This window comes from Patiriisocius sp. Uisw_017, from assembly GCF_047731265.1.
GTDB lineage: Bacteria > Bacteroidota > Bacteroidia > Flavobacteriales > Flavobacteriaceae > Patiriisocius.
The window spans coordinates 2078944-2104020 of sequence record NZ_CP159835.1; the positions used below are offsets into that span (position 1 = coordinate 2078944).

Annotated in this window: 25 protein-coding genes and 1 pseudogene; 14 read left to right on the forward strand and 12 right to left on the reverse strand. The window is 36.4% G+C overall.

The features are described 5' to 3' along the window. Positions 1-26 precede the first annotated feature (26 nt). A complete protein-coding gene (gene gcvP, locus ABXT67_RS09455; RefSeq protein WP_415373772.1) occupies positions 27-2876 on the reverse strand; it encodes an aminomethyl-transferring glycine dehydrogenase in 2850 nt (949 codons plus the stop codon). 271 nt (positions 2877-3147) lie between these two features. Here gcvP and ABXT67_RS09460 point away from each other — a divergent pair, with 271 nt between their 5' ends. Then, positions 3148-3957 (forward strand): hypothetical protein, encoded by an 810-nt coding sequence (locus tag ABXT67_RS09460; protein ID WP_415373773.1) that lies wholly within the window; start codon positions 3148-3150, stop codon positions 3955-3957. 2 nt (positions 3958-3959) lie between these two features. Here ABXT67_RS09460 and ABXT67_RS09465 read toward each other — a convergent pair whose 3' ends face one another. Together ABXT67_RS09465 and ABXT67_RS09470 are read right to left on the reverse strand one after the other, a co-directional pair. After that, positions 3960-4202 carry a glycine dehydrogenase gene (locus ABXT67_RS09465; protein ID WP_415373774.1) on the reverse strand — a complete coding sequence of 81 codons (243 nt, stop codon included), beginning with the start codon at positions 4200-4202 and terminating at the stop codon, positions 3960-3962. An 89-nt stretch (positions 4203-4291) separates the two neighbouring features. After that, positions 4292-4846 carry a sigma-70 family RNA polymerase sigma factor gene (locus tag ABXT67_RS09470; protein ID WP_415373775.1) on the reverse strand — a complete coding sequence of 185 codons (555 nt, stop codon included), beginning with the start codon at positions 4844-4846 and terminating at the stop codon, positions 4292-4294. A 132-nt stretch (positions 4847-4978) separates the two neighbouring features. Between ABXT67_RS09470 and ABXT67_RS09475 the strand changes: the two genes are divergently transcribed. The 4 genes and pseudogenes from ABXT67_RS09475 to ABXT67_RS09490 all read left to right on the forward strand — a co-directional run bounded on the left by ABXT67_RS09475 (position 4979) and on the right by ABXT67_RS09490 (position 6419). After that, entirely contained in the window at positions 4979-5137 is a 159-nt protein-coding gene (locus ABXT67_RS09475; RefSeq protein ID WP_415373776.1) for a hypothetical protein, read from the forward strand. A gap of 7 nt (positions 5138-5144) precedes the next feature. After that, positions 5145-5390, forward strand: coding sequence for a hypothetical protein (locus ABXT67_RS09480; protein WP_415373777.1), 246 nt, complete (start codon positions 5145-5147; stop codon positions 5388-5390). Positions 5391-5627: 237 nt separating this feature from the next. Further along, positions 5628-6140 (forward strand): annotated as a pseudogene (locus ABXT67_RS09485) (M28 family peptidase); the annotation flags it as partial. A gap of 90 nt (positions 6141-6230) precedes the next feature. Then, positions 6231-6419 carry a T9SS type A sorting domain-containing protein gene (locus ABXT67_RS09490; RefSeq protein WP_415376971.1) on the forward strand — a complete coding sequence of 63 codons (189 nt, stop codon included), beginning with the start codon at positions 6231-6233 and terminating at the stop codon, positions 6417-6419. Between the two features lie 27 nt (positions 6420-6446). Here the strand turns inward: ABXT67_RS09490 and ABXT67_RS09495 are convergent, their stop codons facing one another. From ABXT67_RS09495 to ABXT67_RS09520, 6 genes are all read right to left on the reverse strand, one after another. Continuing rightward, a complete protein-coding gene (locus ABXT67_RS09495) occupies positions 6447-6905 on the reverse strand; it encodes an SRPBCC family protein (RefSeq protein WP_415373778.1) in 459 nt (152 codons plus the stop codon). A 126-nt stretch (positions 6906-7031) separates the two neighbouring features. Then, positions 7032-7745 (reverse strand): YqjF family protein, encoded by a 714-nt coding sequence (locus tag ABXT67_RS09500; protein WP_415373779.1) that lies wholly within the window; start codon positions 7743-7745, stop codon positions 7032-7034. Position 7746: 1 nt separating this feature from the next. Further along, complete coding sequence (locus tag ABXT67_RS09505; RefSeq protein WP_415373780.1) at positions 7747-8175, reverse strand: hypothetical protein; 429 nt, start codon at positions 8173-8175, stop codon at positions 7747-7749. 28 nt (positions 8176-8203) lie between these two features. After that, positions 8204-10222, reverse strand: coding sequence for a M3 family metallopeptidase (locus ABXT67_RS09510; RefSeq protein WP_415373781.1), 2019 nt, complete (start codon positions 10220-10222; stop codon positions 8204-8206). A gap of 189 nt (positions 10223-10411) precedes the next feature. Then, entirely contained in the window at positions 10412-10915 is a 504-nt protein-coding gene (purE, locus tag ABXT67_RS09515; RefSeq protein ID WP_415373782.1) for a 5-(carboxyamino)imidazole ribonucleotide mutase, read from the reverse strand. A gap of 173 nt (positions 10916-11088) precedes the next feature. After that, the gene (locus ABXT67_RS09520) at positions 11089-12249 is read right to left on the reverse strand and encodes a 5-(carboxyamino)imidazole ribonucleotide synthase (RefSeq protein WP_415373783.1); all 1161 of its coding nucleotides are present in this window, start codon (positions 12247-12249) and stop codon (positions 11089-11091) included. 491 nt (positions 12250-12740) lie between these two features. Between ABXT67_RS09520 and ABXT67_RS09525 the strand changes: the two genes are divergently transcribed. From ABXT67_RS09525 to ABXT67_RS09550, 6 genes are all read left to right on the forward strand, one after another. After that, positions 12741-13319: an adenylate kinase gene (locus ABXT67_RS09525; RefSeq protein WP_415373784.1), complete on the forward strand. Its 579-nt coding sequence runs from the start codon at positions 12741-12743 to the stop codon at positions 13317-13319. Positions 13320-13406: 87 nt separating this feature from the next. Next, positions 13407-14423 (forward strand): GTPase ObgE, encoded by a 1017-nt coding sequence (gene obgE / locus ABXT67_RS09530; RefSeq protein WP_415376973.1) that lies wholly within the window; start codon positions 13407-13409, stop codon positions 14421-14423. 459 nt (positions 14424-14882) lie between these two features. Beyond that, a complete protein-coding gene (locus ABXT67_RS09535) occupies positions 14883-15233 on the forward strand; it encodes a T9SS type A sorting domain-containing protein (protein ID WP_415373785.1) in 351 nt (116 codons plus the stop codon). 54 nt (positions 15234-15287) lie between these two features. Further along, on the forward strand, positions 15288-15812 hold the full coding sequence (locus ABXT67_RS09540; protein WP_415373786.1) for a DUF4136 domain-containing protein: 525 nt from the start codon (positions 15288-15290) through the stop codon (positions 15810-15812). Positions 15813-15898: 86 nt separating this feature from the next. Further along, on the forward strand, positions 15899-16852 hold the full coding sequence (locus ABXT67_RS09545; RefSeq protein ID WP_415373787.1) for a tetratricopeptide repeat protein: 954 nt from the start codon (positions 15899-15901) through the stop codon (positions 16850-16852). Positions 16853-16955: 103 nt separating this feature from the next. Further along, a complete protein-coding gene (locus tag ABXT67_RS09550; protein ID WP_415373788.1) occupies positions 16956-18311 on the forward strand; it encodes a UDP-N-acetylmuramate--L-alanine ligase in 1356 nt (451 codons plus the stop codon). A 400-nt stretch (positions 18312-18711) separates the two neighbouring features. Here the strand turns inward: ABXT67_RS09550 and ABXT67_RS09555 are convergent, their stop codons facing one another. The 3 genes from ABXT67_RS09555 to ABXT67_RS09565 all read right to left on the reverse strand — a co-directional run bounded on the left by ABXT67_RS09555 (position 18712) and on the right by ABXT67_RS09565 (position 21926). Then, positions 18712-19995 carry an ice-binding family protein gene (locus ABXT67_RS09555; RefSeq protein ID WP_415373789.1) on the reverse strand — a complete coding sequence of 428 codons (1284 nt, stop codon included), beginning with the start codon at positions 19993-19995 and terminating at the stop codon, positions 18712-18714. 604 nt (positions 19996-20599) lie between these two features. Next, positions 20600-21196: an FMN-binding negative transcriptional regulator gene (locus ABXT67_RS09560; RefSeq protein ID WP_415373790.1), complete on the reverse strand. Its 597-nt coding sequence runs from the start codon at positions 21194-21196 to the stop codon at positions 20600-20602. Between the two features lie 286 nt (positions 21197-21482). Next, a complete protein-coding gene (locus ABXT67_RS09565) occupies positions 21483-21926 on the reverse strand; it encodes a DUF1569 domain-containing protein (protein WP_415373791.1) in 444 nt (147 codons plus the stop codon). A 76-nt stretch (positions 21927-22002) separates the two neighbouring features. Here ABXT67_RS09565 and radC point away from each other — a divergent pair, with 76 nt between their 5' ends. The 3 genes from radC (at position 22003) to ABXT67_RS09580 (ending at position 24750) form a co-directional block, all read left to right on the forward strand. Continuing rightward, complete coding sequence (gene radC / locus ABXT67_RS09570) at positions 22003-22701, forward strand: RadC family protein (protein ID WP_415373792.1); 699 nt, start codon at positions 22003-22005, stop codon at positions 22699-22701. Positions 22702-22771: 70 nt separating this feature from the next. Next, positions 22772-24058, forward strand: coding sequence for a DUF7033 domain-containing protein (locus tag ABXT67_RS09575; RefSeq protein ID WP_415373793.1), 1287 nt, complete (start codon positions 22772-22774; stop codon positions 24056-24058). Positions 24059-24063: 5 nt separating this feature from the next. Continuing rightward, positions 24064-24750 (forward strand): YjjG family noncanonical pyrimidine nucleotidase, encoded by a 687-nt coding sequence (locus tag ABXT67_RS09580; RefSeq protein WP_415373794.1) that lies wholly within the window; start codon positions 24064-24066, stop codon positions 24748-24750. Positions 24751-25077 lie beyond the last annotated feature (327 nt).

The window sequence follows — 25077 nt, forward strand, 5'->3', positions numbered from 1 at the left end:
GAGGATTTCATAATACTCAATAGCTATCAAGCATCCATATATGCTTCTATAGGTGCACAGGTACATATTAGATTTCTATCCCCATAAGCGTCATCTACACGTCTCACACTTGGCCAAAATTTATTGTCACTAACATAATCTAATGGAAATGCTGCTTGTTGCCTTGTATAGGGCATTGTCCAAGCATCTGCAGTTAGCATTGCCTGAGTATGAGGAGCATTTTTTAATAGATTATTAGGTTCGTCTTTTGAGATTGCATCAATCTCTTTTTTAACCGAAATCATGGCGTCACAAAAGCGATCTAACTCTGGAAGACTTTCGCTTTCTGTAGGCTCAATCATCATTGTTCCCGCTACTGGAAAAGACACTGTTGGCGCATGAAAACCATAATCCATTAATCTTTTGGCGATGTCTACTACTTCTATACCGTTTTCTTTAAATGGTCTGCAATCTATAATCATTTCGTGAGCAGCGCGCCCACGTTCACCAGCATACAATACTTCAAAGTGTCCTTTTAGTCTTTCTTTGATATAATTTGCATTTAGTATGGCATATTCTGTAGATTTTTTCAAACCGTTTTCTCCAAGCATGCATATATAAGCGTAACTAATCAGACAGGCCATTGCACTGCCCCAAGGGGCTGCTGAAATTGCAGTAATTGCTTTTTCACCACCCGTTCTAATAATTGGATTGGAAGGTAAGAAAGGAACCAGTTGTTTCGCAACACAAATAGGACCTACGCCAGGACCTCCTCCTCCATGAGGAATGGCAAAAGTCTTGTGTAAGTTTAGATGACACACATCTGCACCAATAGCACCAGGATTTGTTAATGCTACTTGCGCATTCATATTAGCGCCGTCCATGTACACTTGCCCTCCGTTATCGTGAATGATTCCAGTTGCTTCTTTGATGGCAGATTCGTAAACACCGTGTGTAGACGGATATGTTATCATCAATGCTGCTAAATTATCTTTATGTAATTCCGCTTTTTCTCTAAGGTCGTTTATATCTATATTACCTTCTAAAGTAGCCTTCGTTACTACTACCCTCATTCCAGCCATAATGGCACTTGCTGGGTTGGTTCCGTGAGCTGATGATGGGATCAAACAAATCTTGCGGTGATGATCTCCTCTTGATTCGTGATATGCTTTTATAACCATTAATCCAGCAAACTCTCCTTGAGCTCCGCTGTTGGGTTGTAAAGAAGTGCCTGCAAAGCCTGTGATTTCTGTTAGTTGGTCTTCTAATTTCTTAAGAATGTATTGATATCCACCAGCCTGTTCAATTGGAACAAATGGATGCATATTACCCCACATTGGATCACTTAAAGGTAGCATTTGAGCCGCTGCATTTAACTTCATGGTGCAACTCCCTAATGGTATCATCGAGTGATTTAAAGCCAAATCTTTGCGCTCTAATTTTTTGATGTAACGCATTAAATCGGTTTCGCTATGGTAGCTATTAAAAACTTCATTTTCTAAAAATGGGGAATGTCGTGCAACCGATTTCGGGATTGCATTTCCTTCTTTAATCTCGGTTATTTTGATGGTCTCTTTGTTAATCGCTTCAGCAAATAGGGCTACAATTTTGTTAAGATCTTTTAGGGTAGTAGTTTCATTTACTGAAATTGAAACTGTTTCCTCGTCTGGGTAATAAAAATTAATCTCTTTAGATTCTGAAAGGAATTTTATTTTTGTAGCATCGGTTTTTATCCCGATGGTGTCAAAATAGCTTTCATTGGTTTGGTACAAACCTAAACGTTCTAAGGCATCTGCTAAAGTGGTAGCGTGATTGTGAACTTTAGTTGCAATATAGTCCAATCCTTTTGGGCCATGATATACTCCATACATTCCTGCCATAACTGCTAGCAATACTTGCGCCGTGCAGATGTTTGAAGTCGCTTTATCACGTTTTATATGTTGCTCGCGTGTTTGCAATGCCATACGCAAAGCGCGGTTGCCATTCGTATCTTTTGTTACGCCAATGATTCTACCAGGTATATTGCGTTTGTATGCAGCTAGGGTAGCAAAGTATGCTGCGTGCGGTCCACCATATCCTAAGGGGATTCCAAAGCGCTGTGTCGTTCCCACTACCACATCCACACCATAACTCCCTGGAGCCTCTAATTTTACCAAGCTTAAAATATCCGCTGCTACGGCTACTTTGATTTGGTTTTTTTTCGCTTTTGCAACGAAATCCCTATAATCGTATACTTTTCCAGTTTTCCCTGGATATTGTAATAGCGCTGCGAAATATTCATCCGAAAAATCAAACTCTTCGTGATTTCCTATAACTAATTCTATCTCTAACGGAATTGCTCTCGTTTTTAATAATGATAAGGTTTGGGGAAGAATTTCTTCGGAAACGAAAAACTTACTAACGTTACTTTTCTTTTGATCTCTTTCTCTAACTGCAAAAAGTAATGACATTGCTTCCGCTGCAGCGGTACTTTCATCAAGCAGCGAAGCATTAGCAAGTTCCATCCCAGTTAAATCTGTAATCATGGTTTGGTAGTTGAGCAACGCTTCCAATCTGCCTTGAGCAATTTCTGCTTGGTATGGAGTGTATGCTGTGTACCAACCCGGGTTTTCAAGAATATTACGCTGAATTACAGGCGGAATAATAGCTTGATGGTATCCCAGACCAATGTATGTTTTGAAAACATTATTTTTTGAAGATAGTTCTGTGATATGCTCCAGGTATTCCTGCTCACTCATGGCATCGTCTAAGGTTAAATCTTTTTCGAGCCTAATGTCATTAGGAATGGTCTCAAAAATGAGTTGCTCCATAGAGTCTACACCCACTGTGTTTAGCATTTTTTGAAGGTCATCTCTACGAGGACCTATGTGTCTTAGCGCAAATGAATCTGTATTCATAGTAAATTTTGGCGTTGCCGAAAAGGTTAAATTAAACGTTCCTTAAATTAAGTTTTAAAAGACTTAAATAGTTCCATAAAACAGAATACAAAAATACAACATATTGCATAGAATGTTTAAGCTTTAAAGTCAATATTAAAACAACTTTTCAACCATTGTTAGAGTTTATAAACATCTATAAATTTAACGTTTAAGCTTAAGAATGTTTAGTAGCTCTAAACAGGTGCGTTTTATTAGAAATTTTTTCTTTGGAAATGATTAATTTTAGCCATTGAAATTTTTTAGATCAATATTCGAATTTTACATCAATGCTAGCATCCATGTTGCTTTAGCTGTTGCGTCATTGGTAGCGGTTACTGCAATTGAATTTGATCTCTCTTTAACTAATTCATTTTACTATTTCATAATTTTTGGAAGTATCACAGGATATAATTTTGTAAAGTATGCCGAAATAGCTGGGCTGCATCATCGTAGCTTAGTTAAAAGATTAAAGGGTATTCAGGTTTTTTCTCTTTTCTGCTTTTTTGGAATGTTGATTTTTGCTTTAAGATTATCTTTAAATACGCTACTAGTTACTTTGGGTTTTGCCGTGATCACTCTTTTGTATGCGGTGCCCTTGTTGTTTAAGAAAAACCTGCGAAGTATCGCTGGGTTAAAAATTACTATGGTAGCGCTTGTCTGGACAGGAGTAACAGTATTACTGCCTTTTGTTTCAATCGAAGATAGTTTGAGCGGAGTGTTTTATTTTACTTTTATACAGCGGTTTATAGTTGTGATAGTACTTATACTTCCGTTTGATATTCGGGACTTGCAATATGATAAGACTACCTTGAAAACGATTCCACAAAGTTTTGGTATAAAAAAGACAAAGCGACTAGGGATATTTTTGTTGACTATAGTGCTTATTATGGAAGGCTTTAAAGCCCCCCCTTCCGCAGTTAAAATTAGTGTTCTAGTTTTTGTTTGTTTTTTAGTAGCAACGAGTCTGGTGTGTGCACAAAAAAAACAATCAAAATACTTTACCTCTTTTTGGGTGGAAAGTATCCCGATTGTTTGGTATCTGCTATTATTTGCTTTTTAAGATTACTTTGCCATTTCTTGGCGCAATCTTTCTTTCATAGCCGCTTTTTGGTCTAGCGGCATTGTTTTTATTTCACTTTTTTTGAAAAGTTTTGAGAGTTTAGTGTTACGTGCTGTGTATTTGCGACAAGCAGCACAATAGATAAGGTGTATGGTGAGTTTTATTAACGCTAGTAAAGAAGCATCCTTGTATTGGTTTTTATCACAAGTGTGATTTGCTTCTTCACATTTTAAAAATAATTTCATCCGTATAGCGTATTTTATAAAGTTGAAGCTGTTATGTCGAAACTATTCACTTTCGGTAATTTTAAAATTATATTGGTGCATTGCATAACTTAATTTAACCAAGATTTTTCTAGACAATTTGCCATTGCGGTTCTTGCACGATGAATAATTACCCAAAGATTAGACGGTGTTATACTATATTCATTACAAATCGCTTCCGTATCAAAATTGTCAATTGTTTTCATTTTAAAGATCGACGCCTGCTTACTATTCAAAGTGTCAAGGCAGTTGTGTATTGCCATTCCTAACTCAGTGTTTTCCATAGTTTCTTCAGCAGTTTTGTCAAATGGATCGCTTACACGTTCTTCTAGCCAGTCACCTTCTGAATCTTCACTATTGTATTGGATTCTTACTTCGGCTTTCCCTTTATTGCTGTTTGTCTTTCGATAGTGATCTATTATTTTTCGTTTTAAAATTGAAATTAACCAAGTGCGCTCGCTTGCTTCCCCCTTAAAGTTCGCGGCCGATTTAAGTCCAGCCAAGAACGTTTCAGAAATAAGATCTTGTGCAACCTCGTGATTGCTTACTCGTACAATCGTAAAGTTATACAAATAGTCGCCGTAACGATCGACCCAGTTTGATGCATCTATAATGTGTTTTGACATACGGATTTCAAAAATAGGAAAGTTTAAGTAACTATAACAAATTTAGGCTGTTTTAAGGCGTAAAATATTGCCATATTTTAATTGAAACGATGCATTAGATACCAAGCATGCCTTATTTTTGAAAAAAAACTTATGAAAAAGATAGCTTTATTATTGTTTTTCGCTGTTTTTACAACTTTTGCGCAACAGCTTGAAATAGAAAAAACTTACGCAACTATGGCATTACACGATGCCGAAGAATTGCAAAATGATTTACCAAACCAAGTTTCAATTATTGCTGTTAAAAGGTAATGAGGCTGTGATATATATGACACAAAATGCGGCACATCTATTACACGATAGAGTGCTTGTTCACGGTCCTGGATATATTTTTAAGGCTAGCAAAGAAGCTGTTTTAGAAAGTTTGCAACGCACACCGCAAGGAGTACGAAGTGTTATTGATTTTACGCTTACTGAAGAAACATCTGTCTCAGCAGTACTGCAAGTAATAAATACGCAAAATATAGAGGATCATATTCTGGAATTAGAAGCCTATGGAACATGACACCATTCAACTTCTTCTGGAGCGCAATCTGCTGTAGATCTCAAAGATAAATGGGAAGTAATGGCTGTTCAATATGGAAGAACAGATGTAAGTGTGCGACTTTTTGATCACACAGGGACAAATATGCAATCTGTAATTATGGTTATTTAAGGGCAAGTTAATCCAGAGGAATATGTAATTGTGTGTGGGCACTTAGATTCTACCTCCACACAATGACAAACAAATGCTCCCGGAGCCGAAGATGGTGCCTCGGGAATCGCGACCATAACAGAGGCTGTCAGAAGTCTTTTTGAAATAAATTTTGAATCACAAAGAAATAATGAGGTCATGGCTTATGCTGCGGAGGAAATTGGATTGGTAGCTTCTGCAGAAATTGCAGAAGAGTATTCAAGTAACAATATTGATTTGGGTGCAGTAGTGCAATTTGATATGACCAATTATAATGGATCTGCAAATGATCTTTCCCTCATTACAGATTTTACAGATGGTACTTTAAATTCTTTTTTAATGGAGCTATTATATCATTATAATGGGTCTGGCGAACATGAAATAACACATAGTAATTCGCTATGTAATTATTGGTGTTCAGACCATGCGAGTTGGACTTCTGAAGGATATATCACTGCGTTCCCATTTGAAGCTAATTTTGGAGATCATAACAGTGTAATTCACACACGGAATGATACCTACTCGGGAACTGCAACACACGGTGCTAAGTTTGTTAAGTTGTGCGCCGAATTTTTAATTTAAGCAGTAAAAAGTACTTTAATTGCAGTAATCGATGAGGCTACTCAAAACTCAGTTTTTATTTCTAATGCTAATGGAGCGATTGCCTATAGTATTGAGGGAAACACACAATCTTTTAATCAAGTTGTCGGGTATGATATGCTAGGTAAAAAAGTGGCAAACCAAGCCATAAAATTAGCGAACGGAAGTATTCCCGTAGGCCAATTAAATCAGGGATGGTATATTTTTTCTTTTGTTAAAAACAGGAAAGGTTCTGTTTCTAAAAAAGTGATTTTGAAGTAAAATATAGTGTCAAAAAAACGCTGTTGTTTACGAGGCGTTTTTTTGTGCTTTTCTTTTAATAGCTTCATTTCTTTTTATCAGAAACTCCCTAAGGTGACTTTTTAGAAAAAGGACATTGAAAATACGCCCAAAGATTCCGTAAGGAGTTTTATATCTTAGCATATCTTTCATAAGTGTTACCCCGTCATTTTCTTCAAAAAAATGATCGTGACAAAAATAGATAAAGTGTCCCTCAATCATAATGTCTGTAAATGTTTGTGGAGTAGCCATTTTGATGATTTTACTTGTGTGTTTTAAGTAAAAGCCAAAATGTTTTCCACGCCAAGTAACAGTTTCACCAAGGCTAATGAGTCCTTTAGTTTTCCCGGCAATAGCAACTTCTTTAGTTTGAGAGGCAGATTCCATATGAAAATCGATGTCCCTTGAGAGGTTGAAAATACTTTCAATGGGTGCTTCTATTTTTGTTAGCAATTCAATGGTAGTCATTATTATTATTAATTGTACTTAAGTTGTGTCCAAAACCTTTCACCAGGCAAGCCATTTATTGCCAATGAAGCTGCAAAAATGAGGTTTTATAAGAGTCTTAATATTTTCGATTCGTGTTTTATTGATTCAGCCAAAAATTTCAGTTTTACCCTCTATGGTGATTTTTGAACCTTCTGCTAGGAATACTGAAGTTGGCTTAGCATTGCTTAGAAAAGCAAATTCTTTTCCGTAAAGAGAACCGCAATCTACATTCACTTCAAAATTTAATACGACATATTGCTCCCAAGAAGGATGGGTTACTTCGTATTCGTTTGTTTTGGATTTTGATTTCTTTGCGTATCCCCAGTAATGTTCGGTAATAAATTCAGTTTCTGAATTGGGTTCGATGGGACTCAATTTATTTTCAGAGATTAATTTGATAGACTGCCATTTTTCTTGGTGCTTGAAATAGTATTCAGTATGTCGTTTTTGACCACGTACTTCCCGAACATGTTTCATAGCTGCGGTGGCATAATTTTCTTTATACAAGGTATTGGCTACAAAAGTAATGGCCCATTTAGGGACTATCTCTTTGATAAAAACAACACCACGTTTCCAAGTAGATCCATCAAGATGTTTTACATAAAACCGAAGGTTAAATTCTTCAAAATTTACGTGAAACGGAATTTTAAGTCCTAGAATCCTCGTGTTCAAAAAATTAAAACCAACCAGACTAACATAGCATTTTCCTTCCCAGAAATCTAATTGAGTGCCCGCGGGAACATACGATTCCAGTATCGCTGGTGGAACTTCATAATTTATAAAAGCTAGTTTTCGCCATTCACCTTTTAGAAAACTCATATTATTGTCTTTTAAAGCGCAACGGTGTTTCCGTTCCCCAAAACCCTAAAATCATACTGTCTTCTTCCAGTTTTACGATGTAATAGCATTCTTCGCTATCGCCGGTAGTGTTGATGTACCTGTCTTCTTCACTAGCATTTTTAATGGCTTTTCTAGAGCAGGTTTTTCCCATAGAGAATGTTATGTTTTTCTCAGTGTTAGCGCCGTTGTAGGTGTTTATTACTTTGTCCCCCTCAAAAGTTAATCTGCTTAATGGAGCATCAATATTTACCCAAGTGCCTTGGAGTTTTTTATAGTTTTCTGAGGTAGAATGGTCATTTTTAACAATCTCAATTTCTTCTATTGTTTCAGAATTTTTAACTCCCGAAGAAGTGTTTTTTTTACAAGAAATTACGGCTAAAAATACCAAGATGATATATGTTGTTTTCATATTTTTTAATTTTGCTATGGCTAACTCTTTAAAGCAACCCTGCCCGTTTTAAAAGGGCATCTGGATTTGGTTTTTGTCCTCTAAACTTGATATAGAGTTCCATTGGGTCTTGCGTTCCTCCTTGGGAAAGAACGAAATTCTTAAACTTATCGGCCACTTTTTTATTAAAAATCCCCTCTTCTTTAAAATAAGCAAAGGCGTCTGCATCGAGCACTTCTGCCCATTTATAACTATAGTATCCAGCCGAGTATCCTCCTTGAAAGATGTGAGAAAAAGCAGTACTCATGCACGTCTCTGGTGTTTCGGGATATAATTGTGTTCCAGCAAAAAAAGCTGTCTCGAACTCCTTTACATTATTTACTGTTTCTGGTAATTTACCATCGTGCCAAGACATGTCTAACAGTCCAAAACTTAATTGGCGTAGGGTCTGCATCCCTTCGTGAAAGGCAGCAGATTCTTTAATCTTATTTACCAGCTCCATTGGGATTACTTCGCCAGTTTCGTAGTGAGTGGCAAATAATTCCAAGGTTTCTTTTTCATAACACCAATTTTCTAAAATTTGACTTGGAAGTTCTACAAAATCCCAATGCACGCTAGTCCCGCTAAGTCCTTTGTAGCTTGTGTTAGCCAACATGCCGTGTAGTCCATGACCAAACTCATGAAACAAAGTAGTCACCTCGTTAAATGTTAAAAGAGATGGTTTTGTAGCGGTAGGTTTTGTGAAATTACAAACGTTTGATACGTGTGGTCTTTCATTTATTCCATTCTTGATTTGTTGTGGTTTGTAACTCGTCATCCAAGCGCCACCGCGTTTTCCTGCTCTTGGGTGGAAATCCGCATAGAACAGCGATACGAGTTCTCCTTCAGTATCGGTAACACGATAGGTCTTTACATCTTCGTGATATTTGTCGATGCTGGGGTCTTCTTTAAAGTGAAGACCGAATAATTTTTGCGCCACCGTAAAAACACCATTAATTACATTTTCTAACCTAAAATAGGGTTTCAGTTTTTCGTCGTCTAAGCTGAATTTTTGCTGTTTTAATTTTTCAGCATAATACGCACTGTCCCATTTTTGAAGTTCATCTATACCGTCCAATTCTTTTGCGAATGCTTCTAGCTCATCAAACTCTTTTTGAGCAGCGGGTTTGGCTTTTTTCAACAAGTCATTAGAAAAATCTAAAACAGTTTGTGGGGTTTTTGCCATGCGTTCTTCCAGAACAAAATGGGCGTGGCTTTTATAGCCTAAAAGTTGCGCGCGTTGCTGTCTTAGCGTTACAATTTGTAATACGTTTTGTTCATTATTGTGTTTGCCTTTTGTAAATGCTCTTGCGCCAAATGCAAGTGATAATTCTTTGCGAAGCGTGCGGTTTTTAGCGTATTTCACAAAAGGAATATAGCTAGGATAGTCCAACGTGATGAGCCAACCATCTTTGTCTTTCTCTGCGGCGGCTTGCGCTGCTGCCTCTTTTACTCCTTCTGGGAGGCCCGCTAGATCTTCCTTATTTGTTAAATGCATTTCATAGGCATTTGTAGCCGCCAATACATTTTCGCCAAAAGTGAGTGAAAGTCTTGAAAGCGTTGTGTCTATTTTACGGAGTTGTGATTTTTTTTCTTCAGAGAGATTTGCGCCGTTGCGACTAAAACCTTTGTATTGCTTTTCAAGGAGTGTGTTTTGCTCAATGTTTAAATCTAAATTTTCACGGTTTTTAAAAACACTTTTTACGCGATTAAATAGCTTCTCGTTTAAGAGTAAATCATTTTGAAATTCAGATAATAGAGGAGAAACTTGTTGTGCTATTTTTTGAATTTCGTCATTGGTTTCAGCACTGTTCAGATTAAAAAAAATACTGGTTGCTCTATCCAATCCTGTTCCTGTGTTTTCCAATGCTTCTATGGTATTTTCAAACGTAGGCTTTTCAGTACTATCAGCAATCGCTGAGACTTCTGCTCTGTTGTCTTCAATAAGTTGCGTAATTGCCGGTAAAAAATGCTCGTTTTTTATTGCTGAAAACGGAGCGGCATCAAATTTTTTTAAGAGTGGGTTCATGGGAGATTTAAGATTGGAGAATTCAGATTTTTGAATGTCTTATTTTATGTTGACGTCTCTGGAATTTAAATTGAGTATTGAACACCCTACCATTAAGCTTTGATTGGTGTCTGTAATTAAATAATTATTTGATTTTAGAAGGTCCTCCAGGAGAGGCTTTTGAAAAAAAATCACTATTTCAATGTAAGGCTACTGCTTACTGGCATTGCTACTGCGCACTGAAAGAGCTCCTTCTTCAACCTTCATCTTCAAACCTTCTTTGTATGCGAGTACTTTGTCTAAGACGCATTTATCTGCAACGCCGATGATTTGTGCTGCAAGAATACCTGCATTTTTTGCACCATTAAGTGCTACCGTGGCAACAGGAACGCCTCCTGGCATTTGTAGGATACTTAAGATGCTATCCCAGCCATCAATACTATTGCTAGATTTTACTGGAACACCAATTACTGGTAATGGTGAAAGTGAAGCGACCATTCCCGGTAAGTGTGCTGCTCCTCCTGCACCAGCAATTATTACTCCAATGCCACGTGTGTGCGCATTCTTGCTAAAATCGAATAACTTTTCAGGGGTTCTATGTGCTGAAACGATATCTACCTCAATTTCAATATCAAATCCCCTTAAGATGTCTATGGCGTTCTGCATCACTGGCATATCGCTTGTGCTGCCCATTATTATTGCTACTTTACTCATACTTTTGTAATTTTCAAATTATAATTCCGATAATTATCGGGATCAAACACCAAAAATAATTTTATAATTTGGTGTTTTTTAGTTTTATTCAATTGTGTTTATAGAATATATTGTTGCTCATAATTCAATTTGTAATGGGATTTTGACAAAATTATAGCTTTGGTTAGAAAAATCTATTCCAATGAAATTACCTTAATCAAACGCTTAACCTCTTCCGCAATTTTTCTTGCTTTATCAATATCTTCATTAACAATGGTAACGTGTCCCATTTTTCTAAAAGGGCGTGTTTGCTTTTTCCCATAGATATGTGGGGTAACCCCTTCCATCGCCAGTATCTTTTCTATGTTCTGATAGACTACGTTGCCGGAGTGTCCTTCAGCACCCACAAGATTTACCATAATACCACCCACTTTACTGCGGGTATTTCCCAAAGGTAAATTTAAAATAGCACGAAGCTGTTGTTCAAATTGGTTGGTATAGCTGGCTTCTATGCTGTAATGCCCACTGTTATGAGGTCTTGGTGCCACTTCGTTTACGATAATCTCATCGTCTTTTGTCTGAAACATCTCTACTGCCAACAAGCCAACATGCTCAAATGCTTCGGAAACTTGTACTGCGATTTCTCTTGCTTTTTTCGCAACCGCATCCTCAATACGCGCAGGACAGATTACATATTCTACTTGGTTTGCTTCTGGATGAAATTCCATTTCTACCACAGGATATGTTTTTACTTCTCCCTTAGCATTACGCGCTACAATAACAGCGAGCTCATTTTTAAAGGGAATCAAATCTTCAGCAATACACGAACTCTCAACTAGCGGTATTAGGTCGTCTTCATTCCTAATAACCGAAACTCCTTTGCCATCATAACCACCCGTGCAACTTTTCCAAACAAATGGAAGTGTTATTTCTTTGCTGGCGATCGCTTCGGTAAGTTCAAGTTTGTTTTCAAAGACTTTAAAAGGAGCTGTAGGAATGTTTTTTACAGAATAAAATTTTTTCTGAACCCCTTTATCTTGGATATTCCGTAGTGTTTTAGCTGAAGGATATACTTTTTTGCCTTCAGATTCTAGTTTTTCTAAGGCCTCTAAATTTACGGCTTCAATTTCAAAAGTAAGTACATCCACTTTTGTTCCGAAGTTATAAACCGTTTCAAAATCCATCAAATCACCTTGTTCAAAGTGATCGCACGCTGTTCTTGAGGGAGCTTCATTGCTTGGATCTAAGACGTGTGTGGTGATGTCAAATTTGCATGTTTCAGACAACATCATTCTGCCTAGTTGACCACCACCTAAAATTCCTAAAATGAAATTTGAAGAAAAATAATTTGCCATAAGACAAAGATACAATGTTTGAAATCGAAATCGAAATCGAAAATGGACTTCAATACTATTATGCACAAAAAATGGAATCACTCAGCCATCTTTTATCGGTACATTTGATTAATAATAAGGCTTATATTGAAATGACAAGTTTAGCTTCTTCCCCCAGTAGGTTTGATTTTAATGAGATAAAAATAGTTTTTTCCGCGTGTGGGGGAAGGTGAATTTCGAATTAATTTTAATGAAATATAAAGTTTTTAAGCGAAATTTGGGAGGGGGACTTTTAATTCATAATTTTGAATTATTTCACAAGGCATAACTCCTTACTCTTAACTAGTTTGAATATCTTTGCGGCGATCAAATAGTGTAGCGTCCGTATTGAAATGTGGGATTTTATAAAATCGTTATTTGGTATAAAAAATGCGGAAGAATGTCAATCTAATGATGCGCTACGGAAAAAGGAATTAGAACTAAAAAAGTACCCGTCACCGCGGGAAATAAACATGACAAATATAGTATTATTTGGCCCTCCTGGAGCTGGAAAAGGAACGCAAGCCGAAGTCTTAAAAGAAAAATATCAACTCATTCATCTTTCTACAGGCGATATGTTTAGATATCATATGAAGAATGATACCGAGCTTGGGAAATTGGCAAAAACGTATACCGAAAAAGGACATTTAGTTCCAGACAGCGTGACCAACGAAATGCTGAAAGATGAGGTAAATCGCCAGTTAGAGAACAATCCAAATGGTTTTCTGTTTGATGGCTATCCACGAACAAAAGATCAAGCACAAGTGCTAACCGATTTTATGACCGAAAAGAAAACTAAAATTGCAGCAATGGTTGCTTTAGAAGTTGGAGATGAAATATTGGTAGGTAGGTTGTTAGACCGCGGAAAGTCTAGCGGAAGAGCAGACGACGCAAACGAAGAAGTAATTAGAGAACGTATCGCGGAATACTACCGTAAAACAGATGTTTTAAAAGAATACTACCAAGCCGAAAATAAATACTACGGTGTAAACGGCGTAGGCAGTGTTGAAGAGATTACCGCTCGTTTGACTGAAGTGATTGGAAAATTATAATTAAAAGTCAATGCGCACCTGTTTCGCATTCGCTTAAAATATAACGCTAGCTATTAATAAGACGCCTGCCTTTGCGGGAAAATGAATATGACTGAAGGAAATTTTACAGACTACGTTAAGATCCATGTAAACTCTGGAAAAGGAGGGCAAGGAAGTGCGCATTTAAGACGCGAAAAGTATATTCCCCAAGGAGGACCTGATGGGGGAGATGGTGGTCGTGGTGGTCATATCGTCTTAAAAGCCAATAGCAATCTTTGGACCTTACACCACTTAAAATTTAAACGTCATTATAAGGCGGGTCAAGGTGGATCAGGAAGCAAGCAGACCAGTACGGGAGCAGATGGAGATGATGTTTATATCGAAGTGCCACTAGGTACTTTGGTTAAGAATACAGAGACAGAGGAGCACTTAGTCGAATTGTTGGAAGACGGCGAAGAACTCATCATCGCGATGGGTGGAAAAGGGGGTAGAGGAAACAACCATTTTAAATCGTCTACCAATCAAACCCCACGCTATGCGCAACCAGGAATGGATGGGGAAGAGGGTAACTTTACCTTAGAAATGAAGGTGCTTGCAGACGTAGGCCTGGTAGGTTTTCCCAATGCTGGAAAATCAACATTGCTCTCTGTGATTACGGCAGCGAAGCCTAAGATAGCCAACTACGAATTTACCACATTAAAGCCCAATTTAGGGATCGTAGAATATCGTGACCATCGCACTTTTGTAATGGCAGATATCCCTGGGATTATTGAAGGCGCTGCGGAAGGTAAGGGCTTAGGGCATTATTTCTTAAGACACATTGAGCGTAATTCCACTTTATTGTTTTTAATCCCGGCAGATGCGCTAGATATTAGAGCACAATACGACGTTTTGCTAGACGAATTAAAACGCTACAATCCAGAATTATTAGACAAAGACAAACTAGTCGCCATCTCAAAAAGCGACATGCTAGATGAGGAGCTAAAAGCTGAAATGAAAACGGAGCTTGATAAAGATTTTATAGGGATTCCTTATTTGTTTTTTAGCTCAGTTGCTCAACAAGGGTTGATGGAGTTGAAGGATACTTTGTGGAAAATGTTAAATGGAACTACCGTGCAGGAATAAATGTTGCAACATAAATAGTAGCGTTAAATGCTAGATTTATTACTATAACCCACTTTTTTTGAATTAGTTCTAATGATAATTTGCAAAGTTTAAGTGGGTTGGGATTTATTGAGAATCTAAACTATAACTTTTCTTTAGCTTTTAATTCTAGTTGAATAATCTTGAAGGTTTAAGTTAATTACAAAGTGTAAATGCTGTTTTGTCTATTTAATATTGTTAATTTAACAAATATTGAAGCACTAAATAATTTAACATTTCTTAATGATAGGTTACAAATTACGGGCTGTAGTTCCTTAGTTTATTCGAGGACTTAGAAAGTTTAGTAGAAGTAAATGGAGCTCTTGAAATTGTTTTAATGAACAGCTAAATGGTATTTCAAGTCTGAATAATATAGATGCTTGAAGTATAAAAGATAAGATATCAATATTTCAAAATCAAGAATTAGCATTATGTAATATTATGGCGGTTTGTGATGATTTACAAAATGCTAGTATTACAAAAACCTTTGAAAAAAACGCTCCAGGCTGCAACACCATACCAGAAGTGGAAGCAAGTTGCGCATTAATTATTTCAGAAAATGATTTGCAAAATACTATTGCTATATATCCAAACCCTGTTTTGGATGTGGTAATAATAAATTCTACTTCGAGTATAGATTTTCTAAAAATACCACTATACACCATCAATGACCAAAAACTAGTGGAATTTTCAACAAAGCAACTTGATGTTTCAAGGCTATCTTCAGGAGTTTATTTTGTTCAGATTACCACCAATCTAGGTACAATTACTAAAAAAATAGTTAAAGAATAGAACCTCTTCCATTATTGGATTACTTTTTGCTAATTTTAAGGAAAAATAATTTCCATGAAAATTTTCATTTTTCTTTTAGTATCATCATTGTTGTTTGTTTCTTGCGCTGCTATGGTTGTTGTAGATTACGATAAACAAACAGATTTCACAAAATACAAAACCTATCAATTTTATAGAAAGTTAGACAGTGGTTTAAATGAACTTGATAATAAAAGAATTATTGCGGCAGTTGATAGCCTCATGGCAGAAAAGGGTTGGCAACGTACTGATTATAATCAATTTTATATAGACTTTTTTGCAGATGCACAGGTTATAAGTTCAAGAAACACCATTGGTATAGGATTAGGAACAGGAGGTGACGGTATAACTATTGGAGGAGGTTTCGGTATTCCTATTGGAGGTAAACAACTCAATCAAAAAATAACCATTGAGATTTTTGAAGAAAGACAAGGACAACCCTTGGTATGGCAGGCGACTTTTGAGGATGACATAAGAGAGGTAGCAGCATCGGAGATTAAGGAAAAGCATTTAAAAGAAATGGTTGCTGAAATTTTAAAAAACTTCCCGCCTCAGAAATAATTTCGCGCAGCTGTTTTTGGAATCAGAACTTTTAAATTGCAGCTTAATTATGAAAAAAAGCACTTTTGCTTCGGAAAAAATACCCTATGAAACACCTTATAGCCTTACTAATAATCCCTTCTATTTTAATGAGTCAATCCACATTTGAAAAAGCAGAAAAGTTATTCAAAGAAGAAAAATTCCAAAGTGCAAAATCACTATTTGCGTCGTACTTAAAAGAACACCCAGAAGATCAAAAAACAAGAGAATATCTAGGTGATATTGCGGGATATGTTAAAGATTGGGATACTGCAATAGCACTGTATAGTGTCTTGGTAGAAGAAAATGGCAACAGTGCAAATTTTCATTTTAAACATGGGGGCGCTTTAGGAATGAAAGCGCTTGAGATTAGCCGCATACGAGCACTCTCCTATATTGGAGATATAAAAGAAGCTTTTTTGAATGCTGCCAGATTAGATCCAGAACACATAGAAGTGCGCTGGGCACTTGTAGAGTTATACATGCAATTACCAGGGATTATTGGAGGAAGTGAAAGTACGTCTTTAAAATATGCTAAAGAACTTCAAAATATATCTCCGGTGGATGGGTACCTCGCAAAGGGATATATTGCTGAGTATGCAGAAAGACCTGAAGATGCAGAACGGTTCTATAAAAAGGCAATTGAAATAGGAGGCTCTCCTCACACCTATGAAAAACTGACAACACATTATGAAAAAAACAAACGGCCCAAAGAAGCCATCGAAACAGCTTCAAAATCTTTAGAACTCCATAAACGGAATAGCCTAAATTATCAAATAGGTAAAATAGCCGCGCAGTACAATCTAGATGGAGCATTAGGGATAAACTGCCTCAAAGAGTACATTGAAAACTACAGTGTTCGAGACGGAGTGCCAAAGGATTGGGCATATTACAGAATGGCACAGATTTATAAAAATCAAGGGGAAAAGGAAGCTGCATTAAGTTGGATTGAAAAAGCCTTAGAAGATCGTCCAGATTTTAAACAAGCGATAGAAGAGAAGGAAATAATTCTTTCCCTTTAAAAAAGGAATAATTCTGAATTTATAATTCTGAATTCAAAATTGATATTATCTTTATATTTCAACTGAAGCTAATAAAAAGATACCCGCATTTAAGGGCAGTTTTATGAAAATTCACTTTATAGCCATAGGCGGTAGCGCTATGCACAATCTAGCTTTAGCTCTTCACAACAAGGGCGAAGAAGTAACAGGAAGCGATGATGAAATTTTTGATCCCTCAAAGAGAAGGCTTGCTTCTAAAGGATTATTGCCTGAAGAATATGGCTGGTTCCCAGAAAAATTAACAAAGGATGTCGATGCTGTTATTTTAGGAATGCACGCAAAGGAGGACAATCCAGAGCTTTTAAAAGCAAAAGACTTGGGGCTTACTATATATAGTTATCCTGAGTTTTTGTACGAGCAATCTAAGGATAAAACCAGAGTCGTTATTGGTGGATCTCACGGTAAAACAACCATTACCTCTATGATCTTACATGTTATGCATTATCACGACAAAGAAGTAGATTATATGGTGGGCGCACAGTTAGAAGGTTTTGATACGATGGTCCATCTCACAACGGAGAATGATTTTATAGTTTTAGAAGGCGATGAGTACTTATCGTCACCTATAGATAGAAGACCAAAATTTCATCTATACAAACCAAATATTGCTTTGTTAAGCGGTATTGCTTGGGATCATATTAATGTGTTTCCTACCTACGAAAATTACGTACAACAGTTTGAGATTTTCTTAACTGAAATCACAAATGGCGGCGCTATTATTTACAACGAAGAGGATGCTGAAGTAAAAAGAGTGGTAGAAGAAAATACAGCGACCATAAAAAAATATCCATACACTACACCGGAATATATTATAGAAAACGGTCAAACACTTTTAGAAACTCCCGAAGGTGAAATGCCTATCGAAATTTTTGGCAAGCACAATCTAAATAATTTAGAAGGAGCCCGATGGATTTGCCAACTTATGGGCGTTGATGCAGATGATTTTTATGAAGCCATTTCTACTTTTAAAGGAGCGAGTAAACGTCTTGAATTAATTGCAGAAGCATCAAGCTCGGTAGCATATAAAGATTATGCACATTCGCCCAGTAAAGTGAGGGCAACCACACAAGCGGTTAAGAATCAGTTTCCTGAAAAAAAACTGGTTGCTTGCTTAGAGTTGCATACCTACAGCAGTCTTAATCCAGAATTTTTATCGGAATACAAAGGTGCCTTAGACGCTGCAGATAAGGCGGTGGTTTTCTATTCGCCGCATGCGGTGATGATAAAAGGATTACAAGATATTAAGCAAGAACAAATTGAAGCTGCTTTTGATCGTAAAGACTTAATTGTATTTACCAACCCAGTCGATTTTAAAACCTATCTCCACACGCAAGATTTTAAGAACACCTCTTTATTGCTAATGAGCAGTGGTAATTATGGCGGTTTGGATTTTGATGAGGTGAAGTCTTATTTGGTATAATTCTTTAAAATTTTATTCTCTTTAATATCCCGATAGCTATCGGGATTAACTTTGTGTGGGCTTTCTCCTCCCCACTGTTGGTTTATTAGGGCAAGGAAGAGGTTTAGAGCTATTTAAGAATTATGGGTCATCATTCTAGACCAAAAACTATTATGCGCTACACACACGTTGTAAGAAAAGATTTAAAACGGTCAAAACTCTTTAGATATTACTTTAAATAAAGTAACTCTAGGGAATGCCCGCGAGGACTTCCTATTGTTATCTTGATTATTTTACGGGATAGCCAAGGCAAATCTCAATATATAACGAGTTGTCTTAAATTTTGATCTGTCCTGAAATATATGGATTAAATTAAATGGGCATGTAAAACGTTCTAGCGAAAACTTTAAATTGGAAGCAGTTAATTTTCAGAACGAATCAATGTTAGGTTTCTATGGTTAAGCGTCGCTTCACCAGCTCCAACTTTCCATCGTACTTCAACGTTTTCCTCTGCGGTTAAAGTAATTATTGCTTGGAGAGATATCACCGAGCTCAATGAATTAATAACCCTACTAGAAAAAGCTATTTCAACCCCATTTTGATAAATAGAGTAAGTCGTCTCTTCAGTTCCGATAATAGGCTCTGTACCTGCAGGGAATTGACCCCCATAATGGGCGCCTGCTAGCGTAAGAGCTCCTAATCCATTGCCCACATCTCCAGTGATAATAGAAGTTGCGTCAGATGTAACTGCACCATTAGTGCTAAACATTACAAATGAGGAGAGGCTCCTTAAGTCAATGAAAGAATCATCTGATGGAATTGTAAGAACACTGTTCGATCCAACACTTAATGCTCCTGTCTTCGAGAACATTCTTCCTTTAAGGCTCGAATTGGCTGCTATTGTAACCGCCCCAGCATTAGACACCAAGTTTCCTTTAACTGATGAGTACTCGCCAACAGTCATGGCTGAACTTGAACCAGTCGCAACCCAGAATATATTTGCCGCTTTTGCATCTCCCTGCAAGATTACAGTTGAGTTAGCTCCTGCGGTAAACGCACCACTACCTCTTATAATAAATATGGCAGATGAGTCTCCACCACCATCCAATGTAAGTGTTCCGGCAATCGATGTTGCTCCAGGCACGTCATAGACACCAGGAGACAAGACCTCACCACTGCCAAAAGTAACCCCGTGAGATGTACCGCCAGGGAAAGCTATTAAGTCATCGTATATCTCAACCAAATCAAGAACACCTTGGTCTGAACTAAATGATTGTGCTGCGACGCCTGTGTGCTGTCCATTAAATGAAGCGATGTAAGTACCTTCAGTACAAGACACCGTCATACCTGTTATGAGTACGTCACTAACAGATTCGGTGGTAATAGACCCGCCTTCAGTAACTGAATAGACCGTAGGTTTCTCTGGCCTTTTGGTGCCTATCCAACTAGGGACTGAGGGAGTTCCAATGTTTATTTCGCCGTCATTTAATGTAGTATTAAAAATCATTAAACCTGTTGCTGGGAGTGAGATATTATCTCTTTCTGTCGTGGTTAATCGTGGCATTAAAAATCCTTTATTAACAGATGAAACATCCAGGATAGAAGAAGTGTCAGGTGCTGTTGTTCCTATACCAATCTGAGCATAAACACTTATTGAGTGTAATAAAACAAGCTGTATTAAGAAACATTTCAAGATAATTTTCATAAGTAGGTTTTTAAATTTTGGGATTTCAAAGGTGCTAAAAAAACACGGTCTTAGCTAATTTATAGGCTTTTAATTGATGAAAAGTGCAATTATTAAGAAAATATAAGAGGAGTAACACGGGTTAAAGTAAAATCAAATAAAAAAATAATAAAGCTCAAGATGGCTGCGATTTTTTAATATAGTGTCTAAATAACTAATTTTCTTAGAATAAGATACTTAGCATCTCTCGATAAAAGGGTAAATGGATAACATAACGAAAAACCCTTCAATTGGATTCAACTAATCCCGATAATAAAGCACCTGAAATTATATCCAAACGTAATAATCTTTTACAAAGCGAATTTAGATAGGAGATTTCCGGTTTTAAGTTTTTAGACTCTATTAGTGTTGACAGGTAAAAAGTAACTTCTGAGAATCTAATAAAACGGGATTTAAAACTTATTTTATAAAAATTGAAAGTTTAGAACAAACCACCATTTTTAGATTGAATTTCGAGAATGAAGTATTGGAAGTAATAAATTATGAAGGTTACGCGGATTAAAAAAATACGTTTGTCAACATGCGTATACAACTAATAAATTCCCACGGTAATTCCCTTAAAAAATCATTCAGACATCTTCTCAATAAATCTCGCATCAATATCGTGGGATTTTTTTATAAGTTCCTGTTTTGCATTTTCTTGATCTTGCTCGTTTTTATCTTGCGATAACTTAAACTTCCCTTCCCAGTTGGTAATCGTAATATCAAAAGCTTGAATATAATTTACGGCGTTTTTCATTGCGCGATTGTCTTTTTCAAGAATATATTTTTGATCGGGTTGCTCTAAAAAAGAAGTCATAGCAATCATGGTTTGTTTCGCCTCTTCAGGATCATTAATTAACGTGATGGTTCCTGTGATGTGCACGATGATATAGTTCCATGTGGGTAATTGCTTTGTGGTATAAATACTCGGAGAGATATAGCAATCAGGTCCTTTAAAAACCACCGTTACTTCAGCACCATTTTTAAGCGTGGCAACTTGTGGGTTGAGTTTGTCTATATGCGCTACTAATTTTCCAGAGGTGTCATTGTAAATAATAGGAATGTGCGTTACAAAAGGCATTCCATTTGGAGCGTTCACTAACATAGCCAATGGATACTGTTTTACAACAGCAATCATTTTTTGAATCTCGTTTTCCTGATGATGGGGTGGTGGGTACATTTTTTATAGCAGATTTTTTATTGTCGATTTTTGAAATGTAAGTTTATCACAATAAAGATGTCAAGGAGTTTTGTTTTATAGTTCAAATATTATCAATCCCCAATTGTTAATCTCTTTGAATGGTAAATCGAATTAAACTATTTAAAGTGATAACCTAAAGGGTTGGTTCTTTAGTTATGCAAAATTTATATTAAAATAAAGCTGCGCAAAAGTTACATTTTAATATAAATAACCATCCCTACTATAGGCTTGTGTAAGCAAGGATTTCAGACTGAACGGGCTGAAGTCAAACATCAAACTGTCTAAAGTGGTGATCTAAATGTTTGTATTGCATTTTACCCCATTGTTCTTTGGTTAATTTTCCGAAAGCTGGATGCGGTTTCCAATCGTCTCTATGTCTTTGCGCTCTAAATTCTTGTAATAAATTTTCTAGGCTTGTTTTTTCAGCTTTAAAATCTCGTTCTTCTGTTTCTTTAAATCTTGGTATGGTAGGTAGGTTTTTGCGCCAAGGTCTATTGCTATACATAGATTTTTTAAACAGCAAGTTTACCAGCCAGTTGGGTTTCATTGCGATGGTTTCTTTTTCAAGTATAATGTTTAAAGGTAATTGGCAGTGATGTGCCATTTGGGCCGTTGTCATTTTACCCCATTGGCGATTGCTTCCTTGTTCTAGGGTGTTGAGCCTATTTTGTATTTCAGTAAAGGTTGCTTCATCAAAAAGAGATTTCATAGTAATACTATTTATAGGTTGCTTTAACTTTCTAAAGATAAACATTATCTTTATTTGAATTATATAATTGCAGCCTTTGAAAAATATACCCACTTCATTTTCGATTAAAGATTGGAATGAAGACGACCGTCCTAGAGAAAAATTGCTCGCAAAAGGAAAACAAGCACTTTCTGATGCTGAATTAATAGCGATATTAATTGGCAGTGGTAATCGTGAAGAAAGCGCTGTAGCCTTGAGCCAACGAATATTATCTTCCGCAGAAAATCATCTTGATGTATTGGGAAAACTTTCGGTGGTGGATTTAATAAAATTTAAAGGAATAGGGGAGGCAAAGGCAATTTCTATTGTAGCTGCGATGGAGTTGGGTCGAAGGAGACGTTCCAGCGATGTATTAAAATTAAAGAAAATTACGTCCAGTCATTCTGCTTTTGAAGTGTTGCAGCCCATTATTGGAGATTTACCACATGAAGAATTTTGGATTTTATACTTAGACAATCAGAATAAAATTCTCCAAAAAACGCAACTTAGTAAAGGAGGAATAACCGGCACATTGGTAGATGTAAGAGTTCTTTTTAAAAGTGCGCTGCAAATAGGTGCCGTGGCTGTAATATTAGCCCATAATCATCCTAGCGGAACCTTAAAACCCAGTAATGCTGATAAAAATATTACCACAAAAATAAGAACAGCTGGCGAAAGTCTTGATATTAAAATACTCGATCATTTAATAATCACAGAACGTGCTTATTTTAGTTTTGCCGATGAAGGGTTGTTGTAAATACAGATTTTAAAAGCAAATTTGTATTTCAAGTAGTACCTTCGCATATAGCTTGCTTTTACTCTAATTTATGCTGTTAATATATACACCCAAGGTTACTCCAAGAATTTCCTATGTTTTTAAACATATGTTTTCTCGTGTTCTAGGATTACCTATTGGTTTTACTTCTAGCATTGAAGCGTTTATAGCGCATAAAAGCGCGAAAATGTCCTATGGAAAACAACCGCTTGGAAGTGAATTGTTTTTTCAGAGTCACCGCTTATTATTAGAACAAGGCATTGAGAGTATTGATATTACAGTTAAGCCTTGGGAAGAAACCGTTTGTTTTTTTAACACAAGTACAAATAGTGCGGTCCCTTTTGATGTGTTTTCTGCTGCATTCTATCTTTTGAGTAGGTATGAAGAATACCTCCCTCACGTAAAGGATGCAAAGGGGAGATATTCGGTTACAGAAAGTCTTGCGTTTAAAAATGGCTTTTTAGAAGACCCAGTGGTGGATATATGGAGTTATAAGCTCAAAAGTATTTTACAAGAAGCATTTCCCTCACTTCACTTTGAACAAAAAAAGCATACAGTACATTTGCTGGTAGACGCACAAGAACCTTATGCGTATATTCAAAAAGGATTTTTTAAATCTGGAATCGCCCTTTTTTATGACTTGTATAGGCTTCGGTTTAATGCTGCTTGGTCAAGGTTAAAAGTGTTGTTGGGTTTAAGAAGGGATCCCTATGATACTTTTAAATGGATCATTCGAGTTATGAAGAATAAACCTTCGGCGCTTACCGTTTTCTTTTTGTTGGGGGAAGCAACTTCTTTCGAAAAAAGCGTTAATTCGTACCGAGTAAAATTTAGAATGCTTATTAAGTTGATAAATGATTACAGGGAAGTTGGTTTGTTGATTTCAAAAAAAGCAGTTACAAATGCGGACGCTTTAAAGTCTGAAAAAAGAAGAATTGAAGCTTCTACAAAAAGACATTTAGTGAGCTCTTTAAATTTTAATCTCGAAGTGAGCTTGCCAGAGATTTATAGAAATTTGTTAACTTTAGAGATTGAGAAAGACTTCACAATGGTGTATGAGGATATGCCTGGATTCAGGGCAGGTACCTGTACTCCATTTTTATTTTATGATCTTGATTATGAAATAAAAACACCACTAATATTGCACGCTCCAGTATGTACCACAAGTAGTTTTAAAAGGCAAAGCCCAAAAGACACAGAAGATAAAATTAAAAGCTTATTGGATAGTGTTAAGGGTCTTGACGGAAGTTTTATAATGATTTTTGCCAATAAGGATTTTTCCGCTACTCCAAACAATAAAAAATGGCGTTCACTTTTTTCTGAAACGCTTCATCAATAGAACCTATGAACACAAAAATTACCGATGTTTTTTTCGATTTAGACCATACACTTTGGGATTTTGACAGAAACTCTGCACTTGCCTTCGAGCGTATTTTTAGAGATAAAAATATCGCCGTACAACTTCCAGCATTTTTAGAAGCGTATGAGCCTATTAATTTTGAATATTGGAAAAAATTTAGAGAAGACCGAGTTACTAAGGAACAACTTAGAAGAGGTCGTTTATTAGAGTCTTTTGAGGCACTCAAAGTTGAAATGGATATTGAAACTATAGATGCACTTTCGATAGCTTATATTGATGCACTCCCTGATAACAATCACTTATTCGATGGTGCTATTGAAGTATTGGAGTATCTAAAAGATACCTACCAACTTCATATTATTACCAACGGTTTTAAAGAAGTGCAGCATTTGAAATTAGAAAAAAGTAATCTAGCGTCTTATTTTAAAACAGTTACTTCTAGCGAAGAAGTGGGTGTTAAAAAGCCAAATCCAAAGGTTTTTAACACGGCATTACAAAAAGCGAATGCAGTCGCAGCTTCGAGCATAATGATTGGAGATACTTTTGAGGCAGATATTTTAGGGGCCGAAAATGTGGGGATGGACACCATTTTTTACAATTACCGCAAAGAAATACTGCCGTCAAAATACAAAACAGTAGACAAGTTGCTTGAGCTTAAAAACATTCTTTAAAAATACATTTTAATCTAATGGCTTATTTTTGGCTTGTTAAACGAAACCGCAATTAAAAAAACCTTGTTACTCTGGTTCTGTTAAACGCAATAATTTTGTTTCGCATACAAGTCTATTTTTTAAATAATTAATATTGGTAATCAATACTTTATGTTTTATCATCTTCTAAATTTCTTCATATAATAGTGTCTCTTATTTATAAATAACGACTGGCAAGGTGCCTGATATCAATACGGTATGTATTTTTTTCACCTAACTTGGGGTACATTAAAAAATAAATGATGTCGAAATTGAATATCCTATAAGGACTTCAGATTAAAATGTGTG